This is a genomic window from Faecalibacterium faecis, from assembly GCF_040096475.1.
GTDB lineage: Bacteria > Bacillota > Clostridia > Oscillospirales > Ruminococcaceae > Faecalibacterium > Faecalibacterium taiwanense.
The window spans coordinates 1-13,236 of the sequence record NZ_JBBMEP010000015.1 but is presented as its reverse complement, the minus strand read 5'-3'; the positions used below and the strand labels follow the sequence as shown (position 1 = coordinate 13,236).

Below are 13,236 nucleotides of genomic sequence, written 5' to 3'. Positions count from 1 at the left end.
TATGCGTGCAAGCGGCATTCTGATGCCCGTTTTCAGTCTGCCGGGGCCTTTTGGCATCGGTACGCTGGGAAAAGAGGCCTTTGCATTCGTGGATTTTCTGGCCGATGCAAAGCAGACCTACTGGCAGATCCTGCCCATCGGCCCCACCGGCTACGGCGACAGCCCTTATCAGAGCTTTTCCGCCTTTGCCGGTAACCCCTACTTCATTGACTACCGCCTGCTGGCCGACGTCGGTCTGCTGACGGCCGATGAAGTGCCCGCCGCACGGCCTGTAGGCCCCATCGACTACGGCGCACTGTACAACGAGCGGCCTGTGATCCTGAAAAAGGCAGCCGACCGCCTGCTGGCAGCCCCCTCCCCCTCCTATGAAGCCTTCTGCGAGGCGCAGAGCTTCTGGCTGGAGGATTACGCCCTGTTTATGGCTGTCAAGGCCGAACAGGGGCAGGCCGGCCTTGCCGACTGGCCGGATGACCTGCGCTGCCGCAAACCGGAAGCCATTGCTGCCGCAAAACAGCGTCTCGCCGGTGCGGTGGATTACTACAAGGCGGTGCAATTCTTCTTCTACACCCAGTGGAACGCCCTGAAGGCTTACGCCAACGGCAAGGGCGTCCGTCTGGTGGGCGATATTCCCATCTATGTCAGCCCGGATTCCAGCGATCTGTGGACCCACCCGGAGCTGTTCCAGACCGACGGAGAAATGCATCTGACCCAGGTGGCCGGATGCCCGCCGGACGCCTTTGCAGCAGACGGCCAGCTGTGGGGCAACCCCCTGTATGACTGGCCCACGCACAAAGCCACCGGCTTTGCGTGGTGGAAGCAGCGCATGAAGCACGCCACCTCCATTTACGATGTGGTGCGCATCGACCACTTCCGCGGCTTCGAGAGCTATTACTCCATTCCCGCCGGGAACAAAACGGCGACGGGCGGCCACTGGGAAAAAGGCCCTGACCGCGATTTTATCAACGCCATGCACGAAAACCTTGGCGAGGGCGGCATCATTGCCGAGGATCTTGGCTACCTGACCCCGGAGGTCAAGGCCATGCTTTCTGCCAGCGGCTACCCGGGCATGAAGATCATGCAGTTTGCCTTTGACAGCCGGGAATCCGGCAATTACCTGCCCCACACCTACCACCGCAACAGCGTGGTGTACACCGGCACCCACGACAATGTGACCACCGAAGGCTGGCGTACCAACGCCAGTGCCGAGGATGTGGCCTATGCCTGCCGCTACCTGCGCTGCCAGCCGGAAGAGCTGACCGAGGCCATGATCTGTGCCTGCCTTGCCAGTGTATCGGATACCGCTGTGATCCCTCTGGCGGACTGGCTGCATCTGGGCAGTGAGGCCCGCATCAACACTCCCAGCACCCAAGGCTCCAACTGGCAGTGGCGGCTCACCTGTCCCCTGCCGGAAGCACTGGCCGGGCACATTGCGCAGCTGACCGTGCTCTACGAACGGGCACAGTAATTCCCCGATCATTTTCTCCCCATAAAAGCGCCTGCACCCGGAATGTGCAGGCGCTTTTGCTTTTTCTACAGAACATTTTTTCAGGACCAGATTCTGGACATATTGCGCATTTTTGGGCTGATATTCGTGATTTCACCGTCTTTCCGTAACAGTTTATTCACAAATGTATCATGATTTTGCACATCTCTGCTCTTGTTATTTGGACACAGTTATGTTACAATTCAGATAGTATTATTGTCTGCCTTTGTGCAGATTCCACTACGGAAAGGAGTTCTTCCACCATGGATCATCCCAATCAGAATACCATGCTTTTACCGGCTTCCTATGCCGTTATCTCCGAAGAAGAAATGACCTATCTGGATGGCGGTCAGTCCATCTACCTTGGCTCAGCCTTTAATCACGATATTTATTTCAACACCGATCAGTTTGCTACATTCTGCCAGAATGCAGCGATCAACCTGTTCGTGTTGATGAGCAACTATTCCTTCCGGTACATCGCAGGCCGTGTGCAGTCCGGTCTGTCGAATGGTCTGAGCCTGTCCGGCACCTTCTATCACACCTGGGATAAGATGAACACCTGGAGCCGTATCGCTTCTGTGGGCGTTGCCGGTCTGGCCGGTGTCTATGTCTATTCGCAGGTCATGAACGTCATTCGTACCGTTACAAGCATCTACGATCAGATCGTGAACCCCATGCCGAGCTTTGATGCCGCTCAGGCCGAGGAAACCGCTGCCGCCTGAGTTTGACCCCATTCCCGGAACGATCTTGTCAGAAAGGAGCTTTCTCCATGAAAAACCTTCAGATGCCGCATTCATACATTTCTGTTTCCGAAGAAGAGCTGCGCAGTATTTCCGGCGGCGGGCCGCTGGGCGATGCGCTGGATCTTTTCTTCAGCAATCTGCGTCTGGACGATCTTTTCTTTAGCGGCGGATTGATCTCACTTTCTTTCACCTTTGTGCCCATGCTGCTGTTCAATGTGGTAAAGACAGGCTTCAACTTCGTGGTAAGCGCCTACGATACCATCGCAGACCTGTTCCATTTTTCCCACGAGGAGCGGGACATGGTGCAGTATATCTCGGATCAGCAGCGCCGGGAAAAAGAGAAAGAGCAGGCTCAGTCCGCTCCCGGCCCGAAACCGGTTTTCTGAACCTTCCCAGCAGTATAAAGCATAGCAAAAAACGCATCTGCAAAATCTTGCAGATGCGTTTTTGTTTTCAGATCACTTTCACTGCCCCCTGCTCCCGCAGACGCAGAATGTAGCAGCTGCCCTTGCCGAATACCCGCTCGATCTCGCTGTGATAGCGTTCCAGCAGGCTCTGGGGAACATACGCCTGAATGGTGCCTGCAAAGCCGCCGCCCTGCATCCGCCAGGCTCCCGTGCTGCCCTGCAGGATACTCTGGCTCAGCGCCAGTGCCACCGAAAGCCCCTGATGCCGCACATCGGTGCTGCAGTAGACATTCTGGCATAGCGCAAAGGATGCGCGTCCGCTTTCCAGCACCAGCGCTGCAAAGGCAGCAAACTGCCCGGCCTGCAGCGCGTCCCTCTGGGCAAGGGTGCGAGCGTTCTCTTCAAAATAGTGGATGGCGCGCAGCACCGCGCGGTCGCCGCAGGCTTTGCGCAGCGCAGGCAGTGCTGCCCAGAATGCGCTCTCCGTAACCTGTCCCAGCACCTTTTTGCCAAGAAACGCTGCGATCTGCTCCATCTCCTGCCGGATGGCTGCAAACTCACCGGTCAATTCGCTGTGGCTGTCGCGCGTATCGGTAACGCAAAGGCTCATGCCCGGCGGCAGCAGGCCGTCGGCGTGGATCTTTTCCAGAACCGGCTGCTGGGGGTCTGCAAAATCCGCAAAGATAATGCCGCCCACTGCGCTGGTCAGCTGATCCAGCAGGCCGCTGGGCTTGCCAAAATAGGTATTCTCCGCATACTGACAGATCTTTGCCAGCTCCGCCGGGGCCAGACCGCAGCCATATTCTCCGTTCCAGATGGCAGCCATGCCCATTTCAAAGGCAGCAGAACTGGAAAGGCCGCTGCCGCGCAGCACATCACTGGCTGTGTATGCATCAAAGCCGCCCACCGCTTTGCCTGCCGCGCGGAAGCCCTCGGCAATGCCGCGGATCAGGCTGGCCGAGTGGGTGCTCTCCCCTTCCTGCGGCCCCTCCACGGTCAGGTCGATCACATCCAGCTTGTTGAACCCGCGGGATTTGACCCGCACGTAGCCGTCTGTATTGTGCGCAGCCACGGCCACAAGATCCAGCGTGACAGCCGCCGCAAGGCCATAACCGTGCTGGTGGTCGGTGTGGTTGCCGCCCAGCTCTGCGCGGCCCGGTGCCGAATAAACCTGCACCTGCCTGCCCGGCCCAAAGTACAGCTCAAACTGTTCCAGCGCAGCACAGTAGCGTGCCCGCTGCCGACAGATTTCCTGCGTCGCATCGCCATACAGTGCCCGGAGCTTATCGTCCCATTTGCCCGCCGCGATCTCATTTCGGAGCTGCGCACTGTTTGCCATAACGATTCCTCCCTCAATATGCTGCTTTGGGATAGATGGGTATGTTACGTCTATTGTAATGCATCCAACCGCTTTTTTCAATTTCCAACGCCGAAAAAACGCGAATTTTGGCACCCAGTTCAAAGAATAAGATGTACTTTTGTTGAATTTGCGGGCAGATGTGTGGTATACTATACCAAAGATCGGGCACAAAGCTGCCCGCAACGTGACAGAGCGGAGGAAACGCGGCTATGGCAGATGTATATAAGCAATCCTTCAAACAAAATTATACCAATAATATTGAGCTTTCCATCTTCAATTGCGGCATCGAACGCTGTGCTCCGGGCCAAACATGGGGGCCGGGTATCCGCGACCATTACCTGATTCATCTGGTACTTTCCGGCAAGGGCGTATTCGAGGTGGGCGGACGCACCTGGGAAGTGAGCCAGGGTCAGCTGTTTTTTGCCCGGCCAAGCCAGCTGATCCGGTATACTGCCGATGAGCAGCAGCCTTGGGAGTACAGCTGGGTAGGCTTCAACGGTGCGTGTGCCCACAAACTGGCCGCGCAGCTCCCCTTCACCGACGACTCGCCGGTGCATCACACCCACGACCCCGATGGGATGCGTGCTGCTCTGGCCAACATTTATTCCTCCCGCGGGCTGCAGCCGCAGGATGAAGCCGCCATGGTGGGCTACCTTTATCTCTTCATCGCTTCTCTGATGAAGGAGACCAGCGCTGGCAAACCGCACACGGCTTCCTCTTCCAGCCAGTATGTGCTCAACGCCATCAAGTACATCCAGTTCAATTATTCACACGATATTTCCATTGATGATGTGGCAAAAAGCGTAGGTGTCTCCCGCAGTCACCTGTACCGCGTGTTCATGCTGAACGTAGGCAAAAGCCCCATCGATTATCTTACCGAATACCGCATCAACGAAGCCTGCAAGCTGCTGCGTGCAGGCAACCTTTCCATTGCCGAGGTCGCGGTGTCGGTAGGCTTCTTTGACCAGTTCTATTTCTCGCGGGTATTCAAGCGCGCCAAGGGCGTGCCGCCCAGCAAGTATTTTGCGGCGCAGGCTGATGCTCCCGCCGACGGCCCTGACCACCAGTAAAGGAGACCCTTCATGCCCTTACAGAAAAATCAAGTTCTCACCCTGCGCGTAGAGCGTCTTTCCAGCGATGGCAGCGGCGTAGCACACAGCCCAGACGGTGAGACCGTGTTTATTCCCGGTGCCGCCCCCGGCGACGAAGCCCGGGTGCGCATCGTTAAGGACTGCAAGCGCTACGCCTTCGGTATTCTGGACGAGGTGCTCACTCCTTCGCCGGACCGTATCCCGGTGGATTGTGCCGTGGCAGGCCCCTGCGGCGGCTGCAGCCTGCGGCATCTGGACTATGCTGCCGAGCTGCGCGCCAAGCAGGAGAATGTTGCAGATGCCTTTGCCCGCATCGGAGGATTGGATGTGCCTGTGCTGCCCATTGTGGGTTCGCCGGAAGTGAACCGCTACCGCAATAAGGTGCAGTTCCCGGTGGGCGTGGACAAAAGCGGTAAGCCCTGTATCGGCTTCTACGCCGGGCGCACCCACCGCATCGTCCCCTGCCCGGACTGTCGCCTGCAGCCCGGTGTGCTGAATGAGATTGGCAACGCATTGTGCGCTTTTTTTGCAGAAAAGGGCATCCAGCCGTACAGCGAGGAGACCGACAGGGGCCTTGTGCGTCATATCTTTCTGCGGCGCGGCGCTCACAGTGGCCAGATCATGGTCTGCCTTGTCTGCACCCGTGCCAAGCTGCCCTCCGCTGAAGAGCTTTGCACCCGGCTGAAAGCTCAATTTGCAGAGATCACCACGATCCTGCTGAACGTAAATGCTAAAAACACCAACGTGATCCTTGGCACCGAGACCCACACCCTGTATGGGCAGGGGTATATTGAAGACACCCTGTGCGGTGTTCCGGTGCAGCTTGGCCCGCTTTCCTTCTATCAGGTCAATACCCTTGCTGCCGAGCAGCTTTACGGCATTGCCGCCCAGTATGCTCAGCTTACCCCGGACGACCTGCTGCTGGACCTCTACTGCGGCATGGGCACCATTGGTCTTTCCATGGCAGCGCACTGCCGTGAGCTGATCGGTGTGGAGATCGTACCGGAAGCCATTGAAAGTGCCAAGGCTAACGCTGCCCGCATGGGTGCAGATGTGGCCGCAAAGAGCCGATTTTTCTGCGCAGATGCCGGTCAGGCCGCCACCCGCCTTGCTGCTGAGGGCCTTCACCCGGACATCGTAATGCTGGACCCTCCCCGCAAGGGCTGCGACGAAGCCACCCTTTCCGCTGTCGTGCGCATGTCTCCCCGCCGGGTGGTCTACGTCAGCTGCAACCCCGCCACCGCCGCAAGAGATGCTGCATGGCTGGAACAAAATGGATATCACGCAGAGAAGGTGCAGCCGGTGGATCTGTTTCCAAGAACACGGCATTGCGAATGTGTGCTGAGCCTTTCCAAGGTGTGAGGTTTGAAAAAATGGCTATTCCAAAATATAATGAACTTTACTCGCTGTTCCTCTTTGCAATTCAGGACGGTGCCCCGCATTCTTCAAAAGATGTAAAGAAAATCATCTCTCAAAAGCTTCAATTAACCACAGAAGAACTTGCCGAGCGGCTTCCAAGCCAACGCCAGCCAACCTTTGATAATCGCGTCAACTGGGCAAAAACTTATCTAAAAAAGGCAGGTTTGATTGATTCTCCACGACGCGGCATCTATATTATTACGAAAGAAGGCCTGAACCTATTAGCAAGTGGTGTTCAAATTACAAATGATCTTCTCAAGAACAGGTATCCTGCCTTCTCTGCATTTGTAAGTGGGGTTTCTATAGCAGCTCCTTCTGCTTTGGACGGAACGCCTTCTTCAACTGTGTCAGATACTCCGCAGGAAACTCTGGAGCGCACTTATTCCCTCATCAACGAGCAGCTTGCAGATGATTTACTTTCCGAGGTTATGCAGCAGTCTCCGGCATTCTTTGAACAGTTGGTTGTTGATTTAATGAAAGCCATGGATTATGGCGATGGTTTTGTTACAAAATACAGCGGAGACGGCGGTGTTGACGGCATCATTCATGAGGACAAACTTGGATTTAACTTGATTTATATTCAGGCAAAACGCTGGGATCCCAGCACTACGATTGGGAAACCGGAATTACAAAAATTTGCTGGAGCTATGATGGGACCGCCGAAGATTGAGAAAGGGCTATTCATTACAACAGCCAAATTTTCTCAAGGTGCTAAAGATTTTGCCAATGCACAGCATATCATTCTTGTAGACGGGCAAAAACTGACCACTTTGATGATCGAATACAGTATTGGTGTATCCGTTGAGAAGACCTATTATATCAAACGTATCGACAGCGATTATTTCCCCGATTGACAAAAAAGATTGATGATTGTGCCTTGCTCTTGAATTGGTAAACATACATAAAAAGCGCCCGTCCCGGTTTTTTCCGGGACAGGCGCTTTGCATTTTAACCTTGTAATTTATCAGGACAGAATCATGCGGTCATTTGCAAACTCGCCGCCGCTGGCGATCTGGAACTTTGCCAGCAGGTCGGAGACGTGCAGGTTCTTCTTTTCCTCACCGGAAACATCATAGATGATATGGCCTTCGTACATCATGATCAGGCGGTTGCCATACTTAATGGCATCCTTCATGTTGTGGGTGATCATCATGGTGGTGAGATGGTTTTCCTCCACGATTTTGGCCGAGAGGGTCAGCACCTTGAGCGCGGTCTTGGGGTCCAGCGCAGCGGTGTGCTCGTCCAGCAGCAGGAGCTTGGGCTTGTTCATGGTAGCCATCAGCAGGGTCAGTGCCTGACGCTGGCCGCCGGAAAGCAGGCCCACACGGGCCGTCAGGCGGTCTTCCAGACCCAGATCCAGCGTCTTGAGCAGTTCACGGTACTGCTCGCGCTCTGCCTTGGTAATGCCAATGCGCAGGGTGCGGGGCTTGCCGCGGCGTGCAGCCAGGGCAAGGTTCTCTTCGATCTGCATGGTGGCAGCAGTGCCGGTCATGGGGTCCTGAAACACGCGGCCGATGTAAGCGGCACGCTGATGCTCGCTCAGGCGGGTCACATCCACACCGTCAATAATGATCTTGCCTTCGTCCACCGGCCACACACCGGCAACTGCGTTCAGCATGGTGGATTTGCCTGCACCGTTGCCGCCGATCACGGTAACGAAATCGCCCTCGTTCAGCTTCAGGTTCAGGCCGTTCAGGGCAGTTTTCTGGTTGACCGTGCCAGCGTTAAAGGTCTTGGAAACATTCTGGATCTCAAGCATTTTTTGCATCCTCCTTTGCCTTCTTCACCGGCTTCGAGAAGTACTTGCCCTTCCAGTACGGCACGGCAAGGAAAACAGCCACCACAGAAGCGCTCAGCAGCTTGAGCAGGTTGGCATCGAAACCCAGAGTCAGCACCAGCTGGATGACAATGTAGTAGATGATGGCACCCAGAGAGACAGAAACCATCTTGAGTGCAAAGTTGTGGAAGATGCGGCTGAACAGAGCCTCGCCAATGATGACAGCAGCCAGACCAATGACGATCGCGCCACGGCCCATGCCGACATCTGCAAAGCCCTGATACTGGCTCAGCAGAGCGCCAGACAGCGCCACCAGACCGTTGGACACAGCCAGGCCCAGCACGATATTGAAGTTGGTGTTGATGCCCTGCGCACGGGACATGGCGGGGTTAGAGCCGGTGGCACGGATGGCACAGCCCAGCTCGGTGCCGAAGAACCAGTACAGAATGCCGATCAGCACCGCTGTGACAATGATGATCATAACGATAGGGTTGTGGAGAGCAAACTCCTTGACCCAGCGCAGGGAGATCAGCAGGTTGTACTTGTCCACGTTGATGGCCTGATTGGCCTTGCCCATGATTTTGAGGTTAATGGAATACAGCGAAAGCTGGGTCAGGATGCCGGCAAGGATGGCCGGAATGCCCATAAATGTGTGCAGGACACCGGTGACGAGGCCGGACAGCAGGCCTGCCAGCAGCGCCATGAGCAGGGAGACCCAGACGTTCTGGCCGGACAGCAGGCACATGACGCACACTGCACCGCCGGTGCCAAAGGAGCCGTCCACGGTCAGATCGGCCACATCCAGAATACGGTAGGTCAGGTACACGCCAATGGCCATGATACCCCAGATAAGGCCCTGTGCACAGGCACCCGGCAAAGCGCCCGGCAGGTTTGCCAGTCTTGCAATGATTTCCAAAACAATTCCTCCTAAACGTTACACTTTTTTACTTCCCGTTTGATACGGGAAAGCGGAGAAGAGCACTTTTTACCCTTCTCCGCTGATTTTCTGTTTGGTTTCCCGGAGTATTTTAGCCCTCGATCTCCTCGTAGCCGTCGGGAACGGTCAGGCCCAGATCGTCGCAGATCGTCTTGTTGTACTTCTTGGTCACATCGGTGTACTCGATGGGCATGGTGGAGACATCAGCCTCGCCGTTCAGGATCTTCACTGCCATCTCACCAGTGGTGTAGCCCAGATCGTAGTAGCTGATGGAAAGGGTAGCCACGCCGCAGCCGGCGCAGATGCCCTCTTCGCCAGCGAACACGGGCTTCTTGGCCGGGCGGCAGATGCCGTCCACAATGCCGGTGTTTGCAGCAACAGTGTTATCGGTGGGCACATACAGTGCGTCGTTCTCGTCGGCAGCCTTCTGGCAGACAGAGGACAGGTCGTTGGAATCAGAGAAAGCGTACTGGGTAGCGGTGACACCCTTTTCCTCCAGATACTTCTGGACCTCATCCACCTGATACTGGCTGTTTGCCTCAGCAGAGCAGTACAGCAGGCCAACCTTCTTGGCCTCCGGCATCCACTCCACGATCATCTCAGCCTGCTGATCCAGCGGGGCCAAATCAGAGGTGCCGGAAATGTTGCCACCCACGGTGCCGTCGAAATCGGTCAGGCCCAGAGCCACACCGTACTCGGTAACAGAGGTGCCCAGCACCGGAATGCTGTCGGTAGCAGATTGTGCAGCCTGCAGAGCGGGCGTAGCATTGGCCATGATCAGATCCACACCAGAGGAAACGAAGCCGTTGGTGATGGTAGCGCAGGTAGCGGAATCGCCCTGTGCATTCTGGAAATCGAAGGTGACGTTCTCGCCGAAGGAAGCAGTCAGAGCATCCTCAAAGCCCTGCGTAGCGGCATCCAGAGCGGCATGCTGCACCAACTGGCAGATGCCGATCGTGAACTTCTGGCCATCGGCTGCAGCAGAAGCAGCAGCCGAGGATGCAGGCGCAGCGGAAGAAGCAGCTGCAGAAGATGCAGAAGAACCGCCGCAGGCAGTCAGGGCAGCAGCTGCGCCGCAGGCAGCGGCAGCAGCCAGAAACGAACGACGAGTGATTTTACGCATAATGTTTATCTCCTCTATCTCTTTGCGTGTGCGGCCTACAGGTACCGCACCGAAAAGCTATGTTTTGTATGCAAGGCTCGTACAGTCTCGCTTTACACTCGTGAAGTATATCACACATTTCACGGTAAAACAACTCACTTTTGCCCTAAAACGGCCTTTATTATCGATTGCATCAAATATATTGATCGATTATTTTGATGCGTTATTCCGCTTTTGCTGATATTCTGTCAGTTTTGCAAATTCAGCATCCAGCCAGTGCAGGTTTTTCTCCAGCTGCGGCAAGAACGGTGCGGCATAGTCGTAGCCAAAATACAGCGCCTGCCAGAGCTTGTCCTGCATCCGGCGCACCAGCACCGGGCTGAGCTGCGCACCCAGCTGTTCCACCGTGTCTTCCAGTGTCATGCAGGTCTGCGCCCAGCGCACATCGGTCTGTTCCCGGGCCGGGACATCGTAACAAGCAAGATAGTCCTCCACCCTTGCCTCGATCACCTGCCCGCCGCAGCCGGTTGGCTGCAGAAAATAGCTCACCTGTCCTTTCCTGCTGATCTCCTGCGCCAGCGGGTACAGAGCACACACCAGCGGTTCGGCATCGTGGATGGCGCAGTGGTCTCCCGTAAGGAAGGGACAGTTGTTCCGGTTCTCCTTCACCGGGGCCAGACGCAGCACCGGCAAATGGCTCACCGTGCCAATGCTGGCCCGGCAATATCCCCGCGCCACGATCTGCGGCGGCAGGCGCAGCCGGGCTGCAATGCGCCACAGGTCAAAGCCTGAAAGTACAATGTCCTCTCTGCCACGGCAGCAGTCGCCGCAGCCATTGCACGCAAAGCTGAAATGTGCATCCCGCGCCAGCAGGGGCATTGCCTCGGTACGGGTAAAATCGATCTGGCCGCACAGGTCGATATGGTGGTCTCGCATCTGTTCTCTCTTCTTTCCTGCATAATAAATAACAGGTCTATTGTACCGCAGGGCCGGTTTTTGTGCAACAAAAAAGCTGCTGTACGCTTGACAGCAGCTCATAGTGGCGCAGCGCGCCCACACTCAGGCGGTACGTCTATGCCATCTCACCGATTTGGAACGGTTCCCGCTCAGCCATGCAGCACCGCTTTCTGCTGCCGCTTGAGCCAGTGGTAAGCGATCACGCACACCAGAATGGAGAACAGCGAACCGCAGGCCGAAGCAAGACCCATGGGCAGCAGCGTCTGCGGGAAAAACTTGGATGCGAGGTAGGCACCCGGCACGCGCACCAGCAGAATGGACAGCGTGTTATGCAGGAAGGACAGCCCGGACTTGCCATAGGCGCAGAAATAGCCGCTGAAGCTGAACTGCACGCCTGCAAACAGGCAGTCAAAAATATAACCCCGGATGTAAGATGCACCGGCCAGCACCACAGCCTCGTCCGAGGTGAAGGGCCGCACCACCGACGGTGCAATGAACTGCACTGCTACTGCCACGACCAGGCCAAAGGTCAGGCCAATGCCGATGGCGTAGCGCAGAATGGCATCCACACGGTCGTGCTTGCCGGCACCGATGTTCTGCGCGCCCAGTGCCGATACAGTGGACAGCATGGAGCTGGGCACCAGGAATAAAAAGCTGATGATCTTTTCCACGATGCCCACGGCGGCGGCATCGGTCAGTCCTCGGTGGTTGGCAATGATGGTGATGATCATAAAAGATACCTGAATAAAGCCGTCCTGCATCATCACCGGTATGCCAATGGAAAGAATCTCGCCAAGTGCACTGCGTTCCGGCTTGAAGTCCGCACCCGAAAGGTGGATGCCGCTCTTACGGCGCAGGATCACGACCAACGAGATGATCACGCTGACCAGCTGAGAAAGAGTGGTACCCAGCGCTGCACCGGCAGGGCCAAGATGCAGCGCGCCCATGAACAGATAATCCAGCGCAATGTTGCTTGCACAGGCCACCGCAATAAAGTACATCGGGCTTCTGGAATCGCCCAGCCCGCGGAAGATTGATGCCATGATATTATACGCCGTGATGCATGGAACGCCGATAAAGCAGATGATCAGGTAGGTACGAGTGCCCGCCACGGCCTGCTCCGGTGTGGAGACAATGCGTACGATCGGATCCACAAGCCCTACCAGCACAGCTGCCAGTACCACAGATCCTGCCATAAACAGTGTGACTGTGTTGCCAATGAGCCGCGCCGCACGAGGTTTGTTCTCTGCGCCCACGGCCCGGCCAATAGTAACCGTTGCTCCCATGGCAAGGCCCACGATCATCACAGTGGTCATATGCATCACCTGACTGCCAATGGACACCGCCGTTGTGCTGGCCACACCTTCAAACTGCCCGATGATGAACAGATCCGCCATGCCGTACAGCGTCTGCAAAAAGTACGAAAGCAGATAGGGCAGTGAAAAAAACAAAATGCTTTTCAGCACACTGCCGCTGGTCAGATTTTTTTCCATAATGTTTTCTGCCCGGCTTCCCTCTTCTCTGCCGAATGTACAGAGCTTACACTGCCAGACCGGGCAGCTCCTTTCCGTTATAGATAGTAAACCCTACAACGACTGAAGAGTCAAGGTTTTATTACAATAAAGCGGCCCGGTCGTGCCAAAAGGTCAGCACAGCCGAGCCGCCATGATTTATTTAAGGTTTTTGTTTGTTCAATAGATAAGGCACAAACACATCATAAAATTTTTCGCTTCACTCTGCATGAAATTGCGCCCTTCTCTTCCAGTCTGTTTCATCTTCAATGCTCACATCATTTTCAAAGCATACCTCCCTTTCTGTTTTCTCCTAAAACAGTTTCAAGACAAAAGAAAAACGCCTCAGAATTTCTTCTGAAGCGTTTTTTTAAGTCGGCGACTACCTATTTTCACGCGCCGTTTCCAGCGAACTATCTTCGGCACAAGTGAGCTTAACTTCTGTGTTC

At 55.7% G+C, this 13,236-nt stretch carries 12 protein-coding genes; 6 read left to right on the top strand and 6 right to left on the bottom strand.

What is annotated here, in order from left to right; all coding sequences use genetic code 11:
* Nucleotide 1 precedes the first annotated feature (1 nt).
* From malQ to WMO17_RS08915, 3 genes are all read left to right on the top strand, one after another.
* Nucleotides 2-1,465, top strand: a complete 1,464-nt coding sequence (gene malQ, locus WMO17_RS08925; RefSeq protein WP_154256145.1) for a 4-alpha-glucanotransferase — start codon at nucleotides 2-4, stop codon at nucleotides 1,463-1,465.
* Between the two features lie 281 nt (nucleotides 1,466-1,746).
* Nucleotides 1,747-2,205, top strand: coding sequence for a hypothetical protein (locus tag WMO17_RS08920; RefSeq protein ID WP_154256146.1), 459 nt, complete (start codon nucleotides 1,747-1,749; stop codon nucleotides 2,203-2,205).
* 47 nt (nucleotides 2,206-2,252) lie between these two features.
* Nucleotides 2,253-2,612, top strand: a complete 360-nt coding sequence (locus WMO17_RS08915; RefSeq protein ID WP_337680018.1) for a hypothetical protein — start codon at nucleotides 2,253-2,255, stop codon at nucleotides 2,610-2,612.
* A gap of 67 nt (nucleotides 2,613-2,679) precedes the next feature.
* Here WMO17_RS08915 and WMO17_RS08910 read toward each other — a convergent pair whose 3' ends face one another.
* A complete protein-coding gene (locus WMO17_RS08910; protein WP_349137922.1) occupies nucleotides 2,680-3,972 on the bottom strand; it encodes a galactokinase in 1,293 nt (430 codons plus the stop codon).
* Nucleotides 3,973-4,202: 230 nt separating this feature from the next.
* Here WMO17_RS08910 and WMO17_RS08905 point away from each other — a divergent pair, with 230 nt between their 5' ends.
* The 3 genes from WMO17_RS08905 to WMO17_RS08895 are packed head-to-tail and all read left to right on the top strand — an operon-like array spanning nucleotide 4,203 to nucleotide 7,357.
* On the top strand, nucleotides 4,203-5,063 hold the full coding sequence (locus WMO17_RS08905; protein WP_005939008.1) for an AraC family transcriptional regulator: 861 nt from the start codon (nucleotides 4,203-4,205) through the stop codon (nucleotides 5,061-5,063).
* Nucleotides 5,064-5,075: 12 nt separating this feature from the next.
* Nucleotides 5,076-6,446 carry a 23S rRNA (uracil(1939)-C(5))-methyltransferase RlmD gene (gene rlmD / locus WMO17_RS08900; RefSeq protein WP_349137921.1) on the top strand — a complete coding sequence of 457 codons (1,371 nt, stop codon included), beginning with the start codon at nucleotides 5,076-5,078 and terminating at the stop codon, nucleotides 6,444-6,446.
* A complete protein-coding gene (locus tag WMO17_RS08895) occupies nucleotides 6,344-7,357 on the top strand; it encodes a restriction endonuclease (RefSeq protein WP_349137920.1) in 1,014 nt (337 codons plus the stop codon). The genes rlmD and WMO17_RS08895 overlap by 103 nt, the downstream gene beginning before the upstream one ends.
* 110 nt (nucleotides 7,358-7,467) lie before the next feature.
* Here the strand turns inward: WMO17_RS08895 and WMO17_RS08890 are convergent, their stop codons facing one another.
* The 5 genes from WMO17_RS08890 to WMO17_RS08870 form a co-directional block, all read right to left on the bottom strand.
* The gene (locus tag WMO17_RS08890) at nucleotides 7,468-8,262 is read right to left on the bottom strand and encodes an ABC transporter ATP-binding protein (protein WP_005939014.1); all 795 of its coding nucleotides are present in this window, start codon (nucleotides 8,260-8,262) and stop codon (nucleotides 7,468-7,470) included.
* Nucleotides 8,255-9,196, bottom strand: coding sequence for an ABC transporter permease (locus WMO17_RS08885; protein WP_005939016.1), 942 nt, complete (start codon nucleotides 9,194-9,196; stop codon nucleotides 8,255-8,257). The genes WMO17_RS08890 and WMO17_RS08885 overlap by 8 nt, the downstream gene beginning before the upstream one ends.
* A 112-nt stretch (nucleotides 9,197-9,308) precedes the next feature.
* Nucleotides 9,309-10,340: an ABC transporter substrate-binding protein gene (locus WMO17_RS08880; RefSeq protein WP_154261049.1), complete on the bottom strand. Its 1,032-nt coding sequence runs from the start codon at nucleotides 10,338-10,340 to the stop codon at nucleotides 9,309-9,311.
* A 189-nt stretch (nucleotides 10,341-10,529) separates the two neighbouring features.
* Nucleotides 10,530-11,255: a YkgJ family cysteine cluster protein gene (locus WMO17_RS08875; protein WP_154261051.1), complete on the bottom strand. Its 726-nt coding sequence runs from the start codon at nucleotides 11,253-11,255 to the stop codon at nucleotides 10,530-10,532.
* Between the two features lie 170 nt (nucleotides 11,256-11,425).
* Entirely contained in the window at nucleotides 11,426-12,769 is a 1,344-nt protein-coding gene (locus WMO17_RS08870; RefSeq protein WP_349137919.1) for an MATE family efflux transporter, read from the bottom strand.
* Between the last annotated feature and the right edge of the window lie 467 nt (nucleotides 12,770-13,236).